The organism is Marinilactibacillus sp. XAAS-LB27, assembly GCF_036039175.1.
In the GTDB taxonomy this organism is placed as follows: Bacteria; Bacillota; Bacilli; order Lactobacillales; family Carnobacteriaceae_A; genus Marinilactibacillus.
The window spans coordinates 59,051-73,671 of the sequence record NZ_JAYXKP010000008.1 but is presented as its reverse complement, the minus strand read 5'-3'; the positions used below and the strand labels follow the sequence as shown (position 1 = coordinate 73,671).

At 38.0% G+C, this 14,621-nt stretch carries 16 protein-coding genes; 4 read left to right on the top strand and 12 right to left on the bottom strand.

The features are described 5' to 3' along the window. Positions 1-153: 153 nt before the first annotated feature. The 3 genes from VXN63_RS10435 to VXN63_RS10425 all read right to left on the bottom strand — a co-directional run bounded on the left by VXN63_RS10435 (position 154) and on the right by VXN63_RS10425 (position 1,327). The gene (locus tag VXN63_RS10435; RefSeq protein WP_327758017.1) at positions 154-591 is read right to left on the bottom strand and encodes a VOC family protein; all 438 of its coding nucleotides are present in this window, start codon (positions 589-591) and stop codon (positions 154-156) included. Positions 592-630: 39 nt separating this feature from the next. Continuing rightward, complete coding sequence (locus tag VXN63_RS10430) at positions 631-1,008, bottom strand: hypothetical protein (RefSeq protein WP_327758016.1); 378 nt, start codon at positions 1,006-1,008, stop codon at positions 631-633. A 121-nt stretch (positions 1,009-1,129) separates the two neighbouring features. Continuing rightward, entirely contained in the window at positions 1,130-1,327 is a 198-nt protein-coding gene (locus VXN63_RS10425) for a hypothetical protein (RefSeq protein WP_327758015.1), read from the bottom strand. A 483-nt stretch (positions 1,328-1,810) separates the two neighbouring features. Here VXN63_RS10425 and VXN63_RS10420 point away from each other — a divergent pair, with 483 nt between their 5' ends. Together VXN63_RS10420 and VXN63_RS10415 are read left to right on the top strand one after the other, a co-directional pair. After that, the gene (locus VXN63_RS10420; RefSeq protein ID WP_327758014.1) at positions 1,811-2,221 is read left to right on the top strand and encodes a hypothetical protein; all 411 of its coding nucleotides are present in this window, start codon (positions 1,811-1,813) and stop codon (positions 2,219-2,221) included. A gap of 115 nt (positions 2,222-2,336) precedes the next feature. Further along, entirely contained in the window at positions 2,337-2,861 is a 525-nt protein-coding gene (locus VXN63_RS10415) for a hypothetical protein (protein WP_327758013.1), read from the top strand. A 65-nt stretch (positions 2,862-2,926) separates the two neighbouring features. On the opposite strand, the gene VXN63_RS10410 is transcribed toward VXN63_RS10415, so the two are convergent. Continuing rightward, entirely contained in the window at positions 2,927-3,703 is a 777-nt protein-coding gene (locus tag VXN63_RS10410; RefSeq protein ID WP_327758012.1) for a Cof-type HAD-IIB family hydrolase, read from the bottom strand. 29 nt (positions 3,704-3,732) lie between these two features. Next, positions 3,733-4,413 carry a histidine phosphatase family protein gene (locus VXN63_RS10405; protein ID WP_327758011.1) on the bottom strand — a complete coding sequence of 227 codons (681 nt, stop codon included), beginning with the start codon at positions 4,411-4,413 and terminating at the stop codon, positions 3,733-3,735. A 232-nt stretch (positions 4,414-4,645) separates the two neighbouring features. Between VXN63_RS10405 and VXN63_RS10400 the strand changes: the two genes are divergently transcribed. Both VXN63_RS10400 and VXN63_RS10395 read left to right on the top strand, forming a co-directional pair. After that, the gene (locus tag VXN63_RS10400; RefSeq protein ID WP_327758010.1) at positions 4,646-5,629 is read left to right on the top strand and encodes an ATP-binding cassette domain-containing protein; all 984 of its coding nucleotides are present in this window, start codon (positions 4,646-4,648) and stop codon (positions 5,627-5,629) included. Between the two features lie 14 nt (positions 5,630-5,643). Continuing rightward, the gene (locus tag VXN63_RS10395) at positions 5,644-6,471 is read left to right on the top strand and encodes an ABC transporter permease (protein WP_327758008.1); all 828 of its coding nucleotides are present in this window, start codon (positions 5,644-5,646) and stop codon (positions 6,469-6,471) included. Positions 6,472-6,530: 59 nt separating this feature from the next. Here the strand turns inward: VXN63_RS10395 and smpB are convergent, their stop codons facing one another. The 7 genes from smpB to gpmI all read right to left on the bottom strand — a co-directional run bounded on the left by smpB (position 6,531) and on the right by gpmI (position 14,621). Then, positions 6,531-6,992 (bottom strand): SsrA-binding protein SmpB, encoded by a 462-nt coding sequence (gene smpB, locus VXN63_RS10390; RefSeq protein ID WP_327758007.1) that lies wholly within the window; start codon positions 6,990-6,992, stop codon positions 6,531-6,533. A 29-nt stretch (positions 6,993-7,021) separates the two neighbouring features. Beyond that, positions 7,022-9,364, bottom strand: coding sequence for a ribonuclease R (gene rnr, locus VXN63_RS10385; RefSeq protein WP_327758006.1), 2,343 nt, complete (start codon positions 9,362-9,364; stop codon positions 7,022-7,024). Beyond that, a complete protein-coding gene (locus VXN63_RS10380) occupies positions 9,361-10,110 on the bottom strand; it encodes an alpha/beta hydrolase (protein ID WP_327758005.1) in 750 nt (249 codons plus the stop codon). The genes rnr and VXN63_RS10380 overlap by 4 nt, the downstream gene beginning before the upstream one ends. A gap of 200 nt (positions 10,111-10,310) precedes the next feature. Next, on the bottom strand, positions 10,311-10,541 hold the full coding sequence (gene secG, locus VXN63_RS10375; protein WP_327758004.1) for a preprotein translocase subunit SecG: 231 nt from the start codon (positions 10,539-10,541) through the stop codon (positions 10,311-10,313). A 138-nt stretch (positions 10,542-10,679) separates the two neighbouring features. Next, positions 10,680-11,501: a ZIP family metal transporter gene (locus VXN63_RS10370; RefSeq protein WP_327758079.1), complete on the bottom strand. Its 822-nt coding sequence runs from the start codon at positions 11,499-11,501 to the stop codon at positions 10,680-10,682. A gap of 199 nt (positions 11,502-11,700) precedes the next feature. Further along, on the bottom strand, positions 11,701-12,999 hold the full coding sequence (gene eno, locus VXN63_RS10365; RefSeq protein ID WP_327758003.1) for a phosphopyruvate hydratase: 1,299 nt from the start codon (positions 12,997-12,999) through the stop codon (positions 11,701-11,703). Between the two features lie 86 nt (positions 13,000-13,085). Further along, complete coding sequence (gene gpmI / locus VXN63_RS10360; RefSeq protein WP_327758002.1) at positions 13,086-14,621, bottom strand: 2,3-bisphosphoglycerate-independent phosphoglycerate mutase; 1,536 nt, start codon at positions 14,619-14,621, stop codon at positions 13,086-13,088.

Here is a 14,621-nt window from a genome sequence, read left to right as displayed (position 1 = left end):
ACAAAATGTAATAATATCGTGTTTGTAATATAACACCATGTATGTTACATATTCAATTTATATGACTTGGAAATCATTCTTTTTTTGAATAAAAAAAATTGGTATAACAAGTTTTCTTTGGAAACGATATCTTTATTTCAAAATATTCTAATGTTACGAATCAATTACGAGCATATTCTGCTCATCAAAAGCCCATGTATCTGCATAAGCTACTTCCCAGTAATAACCGTCTAAATCTCTAAAATAACCGCTATATCCTCCCCAAGAAACAATTACTGGTTCTTTAACAATCTCAGCACCCAAAGAGCGTGCACGTTCCATGACTTCGTCAACTTCTCCTTTTTTCTTTGCATTCATTGCCAATGTTATACCATTAAACCCCTCCCTATTAATCTTCATAGGTTCATCTCCAGCTATATCTGTAGCCAATTGTTCCAATGGAAATAATTCCAACTTTGTACCTTGATTATTGAAAAAGATAATCGGTGCATCTGGCGAGTCGTCATAACACTGAAACCCTAACCCTTTATAAAAGGTTCTTGCTTTTTCTATGTTCAAAACACCTAAGGCAATAAGATTGATTCGATTCATTGTATGATCTCCTTAGCGCTACTCGTCAGTAGCCATTGTTTATTTAGATTGTTTGAAATGCGTTTTCAAATAAGTTAATAAAGCAGACTGTTCCTTACTGATTCCCATAATTGTTGGTTTAATAACAAATTTAATTTTTCTATCCGTCGTTTTAACTGTAACAGATTTGACAACTGGTCCTATCATTTTGACTGTCTGTATAGTAGAAACCGGTATACTTCCAACTGATTTTTCATTGAATTTTCTATCTAATTCAACAATCGTCAGCGCTTCTTTATCTATTAGGACAATAAAATGTCTCGGTAACGGAAAAGGAAGAGCCTTCACTTCTTCTCCATATCCAACGATCGCTTGATTATTTCCGTATTTATTCTTGAACGTATTTAAAATATCTTTATTGATTTTAAGTCGGATCATGAACACATCCTTTCTCTATAGTTAAAGTATATAAAACAACCTTAAAATAGCCACAATAAGCACTTATACTCTATACTTAATTTTAAGTAGCTTTTATTGAAATTAAAAGAGTGGAAACAGATTATTCTGCTCCCACTCTTTTGGCAAAGGTAACTAGTTTGTAAAGAATCTCTTTATCTAATTCTGACATATTTGATGGTGTCTGTTTTAATTCTATTAAGGTATTCTGATCTATTTCCGTCTTTGAAGCAATTTCTTTTATTGATCTATCACTATGTTCCAATAACCATCTGATTAAAATTTCATCCGATTTCTTCACATCCATAAACCCCTTCAAAAGTTTCTACCGAGAACTATATCTCATTTTACAATCAAACACAATACTTCTAGATGTCTCAGTAAAATTTATTTCAAATTCGTATCTTCAAAGTATTGCTTTTCATAGTATGCAGTGAGTATAATATCAATGAAAAAAAATTTAAGTACGGTCGATATATTGCCGATATTACTTATATGTAGTACAAGCGCGTACTTTATACATAAGTACAATACTGTATTTTTAATGTTTATACGAGTTATCACTAATTTCGAAGAGGTGTATGTGCTATGGCGATGGTGTTGTTTATTCTTTTTGCTAGTGGAGTTAGCTATTACCTTGTAGACAGATATAAAAAATCTTGATTAAAGCTAGAGAAAATTTTTTTCTCTAGCTTTTTCTGATGATCTTTCACACTTGACTTATCGAACTAATGTTCTTATTATTGAATAAAGGAACGTACTTTCGCATGAAGGAGTGATGGACATGACTGAAGAAGTTGTATTATTAGATCCAGACAAGTTAGGTTACGTGGATCGTGGGAAAATGAAGTGGTTAGGTATGATGTTATCAGACCATACAGAAGCATTGAAAAAGATGAAGGCAGAAGATCAGCAAGTGGATATTCTCCCTAAAGAAGAGATGACAACAGAAGATATTTCCACTATTCTTTACGAGGCTTACGTTACGAAATCTCCTGTTTCCATTCAAGCAAATGTACTCAAAGACGGGCAATATTATCCAGATGTTGAATGTCTGGTAATGGGATATTTAGGAGAAAAAATCATTTTGCAATTAAAAGATGGCAGGATTAAACGAGTTAATATAGAATTGATTCGACATATTGACCTCTATAATGTTCTTAAATGGCATAATAAGCGAACACCATCCGACTGATAGTCTTCGCTTATTACTTTAATAGAAGCCATTTTACGTAATAGATACTTGCAGGTTTTGATGTGCGTTGTGAATTTGTTAGTGCTATAATAAAAACGAAAAGGAGGTAAGTTAAATGAACTTTGATCAAATGAGAATCTTAGATAGTTTGTTAAAGGAATTCAACACCATGATTGATGAAGATCCTGAATTAAAAGATAGCGATGTTAAAAAGTATAAACTGCTTTTTGAAATGGACCACGAGCTTTATTCAGCTGATTTTATCATTTATGATCGAGAAAGTGATTCATTTAAGTTGAGATATATGACACCAACTAGTCTTCGTTTTGTCTCTGCATTGAGACCGGACAATGACTTTACCGAAGAATTTTTCAAAAGTTACCGACTCAGTAAAGAAGATTTTAGAAATTTACTTAAAACACCTGACATGCTCTTGTTGGCTTTAATTGATGTCGTCAAGAAGCTACACCCTTCTCTATTCCGAAAAGATAGACTACAAAACGGTGAGAACATCGTGTATAACTTGCAAGGCTTCCATAATGATTTTGCACTAGATTTCTTGTTATGTACGAGCAAAGAGTTCTTCCCTGTCTCTCTTGTAGAAGAAGACGAAGAACCAACAATGCCTAAAAATGATTAAAAAATAGGCACCGTCCACTTTTCCTGATTGCATTCAATCAGTGAAGTAGACGGTGCCTATTTTGTTTAGATTAAATTAAAATACTTAAGACCGTCAACGATACCACCATCTGTGTTCTTTTTAGCAACATAGTCAGCCAAAGCTTTTACTTCTTCTGTTCCATTCCCCATAGCTACACTATGGTCAGCTACTTCAAGCATTTCGATATCGTTGGGACCATCTCCAAAGGCATACGTCGGTACACCTTCAAGACCTAATTTTTCAACTAATTTCTGTATACCAATTGCTTTTGAGTTCTCTTTGAGAATCGTATCGATCGAATAAGGCGAATTACGATAAAATGAAAGTTCTGGAAAATTCTTATGAAAAATATCATCCACTGCTAAATCTTGTGTGAACAATAGAACCATCAATATATCTTTTTCTTCGTAATAAGATTCATCAATTTCTGGCGCATCTGCATGAATAAACTGATAAGCTGCAACGGCATTTTCGTCTCTTCTAGTCAGTCTAAATCCTTCTTTACTATAGTAAGCAACCGTAATGTCCTGATCCTCGACTTCTGTTTGAACACGGTCCAATAGATCTTGATCAAATATACCTTCGTAAATATCTTGTCCTTCATACTGAATATAGTGACCATTAAGAGAAATAAATGAATCGATCACTGTTTCTTTCAGTACGTGTTCGACCTGAAGATGGCTACGCCCTGTAGCGATAAAGGGTACACCACCGTTTCTCTTCAGTTCAGACAAAGCTTCAATCACATCTGTATCCAGTTGTGACTGTTCATTCAATAACGTTCCATCTAAATCAAAAAACACTAGTGATGTTGGTTTCAATCCTTACGCCTCAATTCCTTCAATTTAGGTTATGCTTCGTCTTTGAAATGGGATACGTCGTTGTAACGATCTAAATGGTACTTGCCACCATGGTAGCTCGCTACAGAAACACTTGCATTTAAAAGAGCCGTCGTGTCATCCAGATCAGGAATTAAGTTTTGTAAAATATAACGAATCGTTCCACCGTGAGCGACAAGTAAAATTCTCTCGCCCGTATCGCGATGCTTATCAATTAGTTTAAGTAATCCTTTTTCAACTCGGCTCCAGAACATCATAAAGTTTTCCGCGTCATGATAAGGATCCGCTTCTCTGAATGCATTCATACGATCAGGAATATCTGTGTTCAAGAACATATCACGCGAAGTCTCGTAACCCATATGCTTAGCAACATTTCCCCATGCTTCCGATCCATACATACCTTCATAAGAACCAAAGAATACTTCTCTGAACTCTGGCATCTGAACCATATCCATGTTCTCAGCTTGCCCATTTTCTTCAAGGATAATTCCAGCAGTATCTTGCGTACGTGTTAAATCACTTGTGTAGACTGCATCAAACTTGACATCTTTCAGCCCACGCCCACAACGATGTACATCAACAATGCCATCATCAGTTAGTGGCGCATTGCTCCATCCTTGCATACGTCCATAATGATTCAAATACGTTTCTCCGTGACGAACAAAATAAATTTCAACACCCTTAGTAGTCATCTTTATTGTTGCTCCTTCCAAAATGATATCTTCTACTTTATTGTAACAGACTTACTTTGCTGATGCGAAGAGAATGAAAGTAAACTTATCCCGAGATGAACTTTACAAAAATCATTCATAGGTTAAATAGGTGTTGTCTCCCACTTTAAAGTAAGGTATATTTCAATTAAATAAATGGGACTTAAGATAAACTGACCTACTAGGCTTGTATAAACATAAAGAGGTGTTCTCTATGGTCAAAACAGAAGATTATGCAATCGAAGTGAATGGCTTGGTCAAGAGATTTGGAGACTTCACAGCCGTTGATGCAATCGATCTTAAAATCACTAAAGGATCTGTCTACGGATTTCTCGGTCCAAACGGTGCAGGAAAAACGACAACTTTAAGAATGCTTGCTACTTTATTAACCATTGACGGTGGATCAGCTAGCGTTTTTGGCTACGATGTTGCTTCACAACCAAAAAAAATCCGTCCAAGAATCGCCTTAACTGGTCAGTATGCTTCTGTTGATGAAGATTTGACCGGAACCGAAAACCTCACGATGATTTCAAGGTTAATGGGCTATTCAAAAAAAGAAGCCAAAATACGCGCTGCTGAACTATTAGATGCTTTTGGACTTTTTGAAGCTGCTAATAAGCAAGTGAAAGAGTATTCGGGTGGTATGCGTAGGCGTCTAGATATTGCAGCAAGTATTGTTGTTACTCCAGACCTCTTGTTTCTAGATGAACCGACAACGGGTTTGGATCCAAGAAGCCGAAACCAGGTTTGGGCTGTGATTCGTGCATTGACGAGCGCAGGTACAACTGTACTTTTAACGACTCAATATCTGGAAGAAGCTGATCAATTAGCTGACCGAATAGCTGTCATCAATAAAGGTAAAATCATTGCTGAAGGAACGGCCCACGATTTGAAGGCCTCTTTGGGGAATAATATACTTCATGTGACCTTGAAGTCCCAAAAAGATAGATCCAAAGCTGAGAAAATCTTGGAAGCCAGCGCAGGAGAAATTTTGCATGAGTCCTCTAAGATTGATCAGCTGCATATCAAAGTTTCAACCCCCTCTGATGCTACAAAAGCGCTAACTACACTCGCTGAGCAACGAATTCATGTGCTTACCTTCTCTTTAGGTCAACCTAGCTTAGACGAGGTGTTTTTAGCTTTAACAGAAGATTCGGAAACAGTGTCTACTACAGAGCAATCATCTATCGTTAAATAATAGGAGGGATTCAAATGGTCCAGAACCAGACAATCAATCAAGAAAAGCTGCAACAAGCGATTTTGTCAAAACAACGTCCAACACCCCCTAGTCCAATTGTGTCTGTACAAATATTTGCCATGCGCGCATTACTCAGAACTAAACATGCTCCAATGGCACTAATGGATATTACAGCTATGCCGATCTTATTTTTACTGATGTTTACTTTCTTATTTGGTGGTGCTATTGCTGGTTCGGTTCAGGAGTATCTTCAATTTATACTACCCGGTATTTTAGTACAGACTGTGACCCAGATCACGATGTACACTGGACTTGATTTGAATAAAGATATTCAAAAAGGCTTTTTCGATCGTCAAAGAACCCTACCTATTTGGGGGCCTTCTTCTCTAGTAGGTGCAATGACTTTTGACGCCCTTAGATACACCATTGCTTCAATGATTATGATTTTGTTTGCTATGATCTTAGGCTTCAGGCCCGAAGGTGGCCTAATCGGTATTATTCTAGCAGTGGCCCTTTTGCTTGTGTTTTCGTTCTGTCTTTCATGGATCTGGAATGTATTAGCACTTGTTTTGAAGTCTGAAAATGCTTTAATGGCTAGTGCAATGATGGTCATTTTTCCTTTGACCTTCTTGAGTAGTGCGTTTGTCGATCCGAGTACAATGCCTCATATCTTGGAAACCTTTGTCAAAATCAATCCAATCTCGATGCTTGTGGACGCTGTCAGAGGATTGATGCATGGTTATAACGTCTCCGGTGAAGTCTTATGGACACTCATTGCTTCCGGAATCATACTTGTCATCTTTGCCCCACTGACTATGAAGCTCTATAACAACAAAAATTGATTATTGTACAAACGACTAAAAACCACCAGCGCAATGATTGCGCTGGTGGTTTTTGTTTGTTAACGATAATCTTTCATTGCACGATCCACTTGACGCTTTTGATCTTTGCGTTTAATGGATTCGCGTTTATCGTATTGTTTTTTACCTTTTGCTAGACCGATTAAAACTTTAGCATACCCGTTACGGATATACACTTTCAGCGGTACAATCGTTATCCCGCCTTGTTTGGTTTCCCCAATAAATTTATCGATCTGCTTTTTCTTCATTAATAATTTTCTAGTTCTTACAGGATCATGATTAAACTGGTTTCCTTTATCGAATGGAGCAATATGCACATTATATAACCACATTTCTCCATTACGAATTCCAGCATAACCATCCTTAAGATTGATTCTGCCGGCACGAATCGACTTAATTTCCGTTCCGTTTAAGACGATCCCTGCTTCCACAGTATCTAAAATACTATATTCATATCTTGCTTTCTTATTCTGAGCAATCAGCTTGCCTTCACCTTTAGGCACCTGTATCACCCTCCTTTTGTCTACGACTACTACTTACGTTTTCCTGATCGTTTTTTCTTGGTCGTTCTTCCTTCAGAAGACGGCTTGTTTCGATCAGATTTTTGATTTCCTTTTGAGTTTTTGCTACGTCTTTGGTTCTTATTTCGGCCTGATTGATTTTTTGGTTTGGATTGTTTTCGTTTTTCATCTTCAGGGATATCTGCTAACTCAAAGTCAATCTGGTAGCCTTCAATATTCGCTGCAGTCAATTTAACTTTAACTGGTTCTCCAATTTTAAAGGTTCTACCTGTTCGACGACCCATCAGAATCAATCCACGTTCGTTGAATTCATAGTAATCATCATCCATTTTAGAGATGTGTACGAGTCCTTCAACTGTATTCGGTAACTGAACAAACATTCCGAAGTTCGTAACAGATGTAACGAGTCCTTCGAATTCTTCCCCAATTTTCCCAGCCATATATTCTGTTTTCTTCAGTTCATCTGTTTCGCGTTCAGCATCTACTGCACGACGTTCGGTTTTAGAACTGTGTTCTGCTATTTCTGGTAATTTCTTCTCCCAACGTTGACGAGCTTTCTGATCTTTTCCGACTTCATCATAGTAATGAATCAATCGATGAAGAATCAAATCAGGGTAACGTCTGATTGGAGAAGTAAAGTGAGAATAATAATCAGCTGCTAGTCCGTAGTGTCCGATAGGATCCACGTCATATTTTGCTTGCTGCATCGATCTCAGCATCAGCATACTGACAACTGTTTCTTCTGGTTTCCCTTTAACTTCATTCATTACAGCTTGTAAGTCTAAAGGAGAGACACTATCTTTTGTCCCTTTTACATTGATTCCAAAACTTGAAACAAATTCTAAGAATCTCTGCATTTTTGCTTCGTCTGGACGCGCATGAATTCTATATAGAATAGGCAATTGCTGTGTTGCGTAATATTCAGATACTGTTTCGTTCGCTGCTAGCATGAATGACTCTATCAAACGTTCACCGATACCGCGCTCGCGCACAAGAATATCCACAGGCATTCCTTCAGGGTCGACTTCAATTTTTGCTTCTCTTGTATCAAAGTCGATAGATCCACGACTGACTCTTTTCTTCTCAAGGATGTGATGTAGTTCTCCCATTGTTTCGAAAAGACCTACTAAGTCAGCATGTTCCTTCAATGTTTCCGGGTCTTTTTCCGTTAAAATCTCATTGACTGCTGTATACGTCATTCGACGGAATGAACGGATCACACTCGGAAAGATTTCATAACTTACGATATCACCAGACTGATCGATTTCCATTTCACAACTCAATGTCAAACGATCAACATTCGGATGCAGTGAACAGATTCCGTTAGAAAGACGTTGCGGCAACATTGGTACTACTCGGTCAGTTAAGTACACACTGGTACCACGTTCGAATGCTTCCTGATCCATCGGGCTGTCTTCTTTTACATAGTGAGAAACATCTGCAATATGAACTCCTAAATGATAATGACCGTTGTCTAACTTTTTAACAACAACCGCATCATCCAAATCTTTTGCATCTGCTCCATCAATTGTAACAATGACTTCTTCTCGTAAATCTCTACGACCTTTTAAGTCTGCTTCAGCAATTTGATCCGGTACAGATTCTGCTTCTTCAATCACTTCATCAGGAAATTCTGAAGGGATGTTATATTTATTGACGATTGTAAGGATTTCAATTCCTGGTTCGTCTTTATGTCCAATCGTGCGAACAACAAAACCAAACATATCCTCATCATTGCTTCTTGGATATTTAGATATTTCAACTTGAACGATGCTACCTTCTACAGGACGAATCCCTTTGTCTGTGATTTGCATCTTCATGCTCGGAATTTTTTTACTTTGAGTTTTGACGTATCCAAATAATCCATTATCTGAAACATCATCGTCTGAATAAGCATGAAATTCGCCGATCAGCGTTGTTGTTGCACGTTCAACGACTTCAAGAACTCTTCCGACAGGTCCTTTACCCTTCCAAGGAACAGCTTCTTTTGTTACTTCAATTGTTACTAAGTCGCCATTCAATGCTGAGTTTGTTTCATGTGGTGGAATAAAAATATCTTCATCAAATTCTTCTATCGGAACAAAACCAAACCCTTTGTCCGTACCGCTAAATACACCTTGCATAACCGGTTCTGCATCTTTTAACTTAAATCGACCTTCTTGAGTCAGTACGATTCTTCCTTCGCGTTCTAGTTCAGCAATCGCATTAATCATTTTCTTGAACGCTTTTGAACCTGTACTATCCACGCCTTCGCTAATGGCTTTCACTTCTACGCTATTTTCTTTATGATTCTCTATAAAATTCAGAATCTTTTCTTTTAATTGTTCCATATCTTCGTTTAATTCTTTACTCATGTATTCCCTCCATCCCATTCTAATGTGGATAAGAATGTTAATAAATCAATTTGTAGCTGTTTTCCAAACTGCCCAGTCGTAATCACATGTGGTGCATCTTCATACCAGTGGAAATCAACAGTTGCATTCGTTAGTGCATCTCTATAGTCTCCAGATTGATGTGGATTGATCATCTCATCATCGCCACCTTGGGCAATAAAGACAACTCCTGTTTGATTTGGGTACTGCGGCACCATGGTTTTAACAAAAGTATTCAATCCATTTAAAATCATTTCCAGTTTTGGTTCTGCAGCTGTTTTTAACCCAGCAATTTGTTCTCTAGAAAAACCATCATTCATTTTCATTTGTTCATACCAGATCATAAAGTTCTCCGGCACTCTATTCTTTCCGTTATCCATTACTGGTGAAGAAAAGGTTCCAGCGGCTTTAACATCTTGTGTCAACATTAAATGCGTGGCCACAATCCCGCCAAGAGACAAGCCAAAAGTCGCAATTTCATTATAGCCTTTTTCTTTTAAAAACGTATAGGCTTTTTCACCGTCCCGCTTCCAGTCTTCGATCCCATAGTTAAAGATATCGTCTGGATCTTCTGTTCCGTGACCAGACAGTGTTGGTGCATAAACTGTATAATCTGCACGCTCCAGCGCTCTGGCTAAACTTCTCACGTCATTTGGGGTACTCGTAAAAGCGTGGAATAGAATCACTGCTCTCGGTCCCTTTTCAAAAAATATAGTTCTATCTCTCACTTCGTTCACTCCTTAACTCTATACCTATATTTTACCTTACTTTATGAAATATTAATACTGAAATACGCCTACCCTATAGAAGTAGCTTACTGCACTAAAAGACAATAAAAAGGAGCGGCCCATTTGTACACTCTGCAAGCTGAGATATTCAGCTCACGTACTTTTGGATCTGCTCCTTAATCAGTATCATATTATATTAATTAGAAAAATCGAGTCAATACTAATGCAAAAACGAAGAAAAGTACGATACAAACGATGGTTGTCTTAATCAGAACCGCTTCGAATCCTCTTGCTTTTTGTTTCCCAAATAATTGGCTTGCTCCACCTAAGAAAGCGTTGGATGCACTTTGAGTTTTAGTTGGCTGCATAGCCACAACGATTATAATAAATATTGATAACACGAGCATAAATCCTAATAAAAAATCATACATCTCGGAATTGACCTCCCATTTATAAGTCTCTCATTCATTAATATAGCACAAATTGATCTGCATTGCCAGTCCGGATTCAAGCTGATTTTTTAATAGAATAGCCTACAAGACGATGATTTCTAGTACTTTTAACTTAAATTATCCAAGCGCTACATCCAAGATCATCATAATCGTAAATCCAACCATTAAGGCCAGTGTTGCACTATCTTTGTTTCCATTTGTTTGAGATTCAGGAATCAGTTCTTCTACAACAACGAAAATCATTGCACCCGCTGCAAAAGCCAAAGCATAAGGCAATATAGCTGAAATTGAAATAACGGCTACTGCTCCAATAACTGCCGCAATCGGTTCGACGATCGCTGACAACTGTCCAATATTGAATGCACGCCATCGACTACTCCCTGCTGCTCGAATCGGCATAGACAAAGCAGATCCTTCTGGAATATTCTGAATTCCGATACCTAAAGCTAACCCTACCGCACTTAGAAAAGTATCCCCATTGGCCACACCGATTGCTGTAGCACCGAATGCTACTCCAACTGATAATCCTTCTGGAATATTGTGAATCGTAATCGCTAAAAAAAGTAGCAAGTTTTTAGACGCTTTCGTTTTAGGTCCTTCTTTATTTTCTTCAGGCTCATTCAAATGTAAATGTGGAATGACCACGTCGATCAATCTTAAGAAAAATCCCCCTACCAAGAATCCTACAGCTGCTGGAAAGAAAGACCAGATTCCATATCCACTGTTTTCTGCGTTGGTAATGGCTGGTGCTAATAGCGACCAGAAAGATGCCGCAATCATGACACCTGCAGCAAAACCATTCATAATATCTAAAAACTTTTGATTAATTTCTTTAAACAAAAATACAAATGATGAACCGACTATTGTACAACTCCAAGTAAACAGACCGGCAATTAATGCTTGTAAAACAGGATGAAAGGTACTGAACGTCTCTAAAATGATACTATCTCCTTTATTTCAAATTTATGTATAAAGCAACTAAAGAAAAGTATATCTTTTCAGACAGATATGTCAAAGAAAATCGATTAAAATAAATCAAAAACCTCTTACCCAGTTCATGAGCAAGAGGTTTCGATTCGGTTTTCCATCAATCAGCAAATGAGGTTACTGGTTGATAAAAAAGACCATTAAATGATTATTATTTGTTTTTTAGGTTGTAGAAAGCAGAAAGACCTTCGTATACTGCTTGAGAACCTAATTGATCTTCGATTCTTAATAGTTGGTTGTATTTAGCAATACGGTCAGTACGGCTTAATGAACCAGTTTTGATTTGTCCAGCATTTGTTGCAACAGCGATATCAGAAATTGTAGAATCTTCTGTTTCACCAGAACGGTGAGATACTACTGCAGTATAACCAGCTTTTTTAGCCATTTCGATTGCATTGAAAGTTTCAGTCAATGTACCGATTTGGTTAACTTTGATTAAGATAGAGTTTGCAACTCCCATATCAATTGCTTTAGCTAATTTATCCGTGTTTGTTACGAATAAGTCATCTCCAACAAGTTGTACTTTATCTCCTAATGCTTCAGTTAATTTTTTAGTACCTTCCCAGTCGTTTTCATCCAATCCATCTTCGATAGAAATTAATGGATATTTTTCAACTAGGTTTTTGTAGATTTCGATCATTTCATCAGCAGTTTTTTCGCCTTCACCTGAATCTACTAAGTTGTAAACGCCTTTTTCAGCATCGTAGAATTCAGCAGAAGCAGCATCCATTGCTAACATTACGTCTGTACCTGGTTTGTATCCAGCTTTTTCGATAGCTTCGATAATAACTTCGAATCCTTCTTCGTTAGAGCTCAAGTTAGGTGCAAAACCACCCTCGTCACCAACTGAAGTAGCTAATCCTCTAGATTTCAAGATAGCAGCTAATGCGTGGAATACTTCCGCACCCATACGAATAGCTTCTTTGAATGTAGGCGCTCCTACAGGCATGATCATGAATTCTTGGAAATCGATACTGTTGTCAGCATGAGAACCACCATTAATGATGTTCATCATTGGTGTAGGCAATACTTTAGTGTTTGTTCCACCAAGATATCTATATAATGGTAAGTCAAGGTAATCTGCAGCAGCGCGCGCAACAGCAATAGACACACCTAAAATAGCGTTAGCGCCCAATTTGCTTTTGTTTGGAGTTCCGTCTAATTCGATCAACGCATTGTCGATACCCATTTGATCGCGAATATCCATACCAATAACCGCTTCAGCGATTGTGTCGTTTACGTTATCAACAGCTTTAGTAACACCTTTTCCAAGGTAACGGTCTTTGTCTCCATCACGTAATTCAACAGCTTCGTGTTCACCAGTTGAAGCACCTGAAGGTACCATTCCGCGTCCGAAAGCTCCTGATTCTGTAAATACGTCTACTTCGATTGTTGGGTTACCACGAGAATCTAAAACTTCGCGTGCAATAACATCTGTAATATATGGCATGTGTATTGATCTCCTTTAAATTTGATTTTTTTTATTTATACTCACTTTTTAAGTGGTTAAATACAGCTTTAGTGTTACGTTGGTGCTTATTTATCTTGAATGATTAGACTTTCTCCAGTCATCTCTTCAGGTTTTTCTATCCCCAATAGTTCTAGCATAGTAGGCGATACATCGGCTAACTTACCATCTTCACGTAGGTGAATATGTTTTTTCGTTACGATGACCGGTACAGGAACTGTCGTGTGGGCAGTATGCGGCTTGCCTTCTGGTGTTAACTCAGTATCGGCATTACCGTGATCCGCAAAGATAATTGCGTATCCACCTTTTTCAAGAATCAAATCAACGACTTTACCTAAGTTCTCATCAACTGCTTCAATCGCTTTAATGGTTGGTTCTAGCATACCAGAGTGTCCAACCATATCAGGATTTGCATAGTTCAAGATGATCGCATCGTGCTTATCGTCTTCAATATCTTTTACTAATGCGTCTGTTACTTCGTACGCACTCATTTCAGGTTTCAGGTCATAGGTTTCAACCTGTGGAGAAGGAATCAAGATACGGTTCTCTCCAGGAAACTCATCATTTGTCCCACCATTCATAAAGAATGTAACGTGAGGATATTTTTCAGTTTCGGCGATACGCAATTGAGACAGGCCGTTATTAGACAATACTTCCCCAATAACGTTTTTCAAATGAACTGGCGGGAACATCACTTCTGCATCCATCTCAGCAGAGTATTGTGTCATTGTCACAAACTTGATGTTCTTCGGTGTATTTTTACGGTCGAATTCATTGAAATCCGGTTCAGTGATCGCGCGAGACAATTGGCTAGCACGGTCAGGACGGAAGTTAAAGAACACAATCGCATCGTTATCTTGAACAGTCGCTACAGGCTGACCATCTTTTTCGATGACTGTTGGTACAATAAATTCATCCATTTCATCTTTTGCGTAGCTTGCTTTTACAGCTTCTACTGGATCAGTAGCTTTTATACCTTCACCATTAAAGATTGCATCATATGCTTTTTCTACACGTGGCCAACGAGTGTCGCGGTCCATTGCGTAGAAACGACCAGATACAGATGCAATTGCGCCTATACCTAATTCTGCAATAACGTTTTGTAAATCTTCAATAAATCCAGCTCCAGAATCCGGTGCAACGTCGCGTCCATCCGTAAATGCATGAACAAACACTTTGCTGATACCTTGTGCTTTTGCTGTTTCAAGTAATGCAGTTAAATGGCGAGAGTGACTATGCACACCACCATCTGAAATTAATCCAAAGAAGTGTAATGCTGAATCATTTTCTTTAACGTGGTTAAATGCTCCAGTCAATACTTCATTTGTTTGAAATTCTCCATCTGAAATGGCTTTGTCGATACGAGTGATGCTTTGGTAAACAATACGTCCAGCACCAATGTTCGTATGACCTACCTCAGAGTTCCCCATTTGACCTTCAGGAAGGCCGACTGGTAAACCAGAAGCTTGAAGGGTTGCATGTGGATAAGTTTTCCAGAAACGATCAAAATTTGGCTTATCAGCTTGTTCTACTGCGTTACCGTATTGGTCAGGTCTCCATCCAAATCCATCTAAGATGATAATCGCTACAGGTGCTTTACTCAT

Excerpts from the sequence above, each read along its gene's own strand:
- VXN63_RS10435 (WP_327758017.1), bottom strand. The coding sequence starts at position 591 with ATGAATCGAATCAATCTTATTGCCTTAGGTGTTTTGAACATAGAAAAA.
- VXN63_RS10430 (WP_327758016.1), bottom strand. The coding sequence starts at position 1,008 with ATGATCCGACTTAAAATCAATAAAGATATTTTAAATACGTTCAAGAAT.
- VXN63_RS10420 (WP_327758014.1), top strand. The coding sequence starts at position 1,811 with ATGACTGAAGAAGTTGTATTATTAGATCCAGACAAGTTAGGTTACGTG.
- VXN63_RS10415 (WP_327758013.1), top strand. The coding sequence starts at position 2,337 with ATGAACTTTGATCAAATGAGAATCTTAGATAGTTTGTTAAAGGAATTC.
- VXN63_RS10405 (WP_327758011.1), bottom strand. The coding sequence starts at position 4,413 with ATGACTACTAAGGGTGTTGAAATTTATTTTGTTCGTCACGGAGAAACG.
- VXN63_RS10400 (WP_327758010.1), top strand. The coding sequence starts at position 4,646 with ATGGTCAAAACAGAAGATTATGCAATCGAAGTGAATGGCTTGGTCAAG.
- VXN63_RS10395 (WP_327758008.1), top strand. The coding sequence starts at position 5,644 with ATGGTCCAGAACCAGACAATCAATCAAGAAAAGCTGCAACAAGCGATT.
- rnr (WP_327758006.1), bottom strand. The coding sequence starts at position 9,364 with ATGAGTAAAGAATTAAACGAAGATATGGAACAATTAAAAGAAAAGATT.
- secG (WP_327758004.1), bottom strand. The coding sequence starts at position 10,541 with ATGTATGATTTTTTATTAGGATTTATGCTCGTGTTATCAATATTTATT.
- eno (WP_327758003.1), bottom strand. The coding sequence starts at position 12,999 with ATGCCATATATTACAGATGTTATTGCACGCGAAGTTTTAGATTCTCGT.
- gpmI (WP_327758002.1), bottom strand. The coding sequence starts at position 14,621 with ATGAGTAAAGCACCTGTAGCGATTATCATCTTAGATGGATTTGGATGG.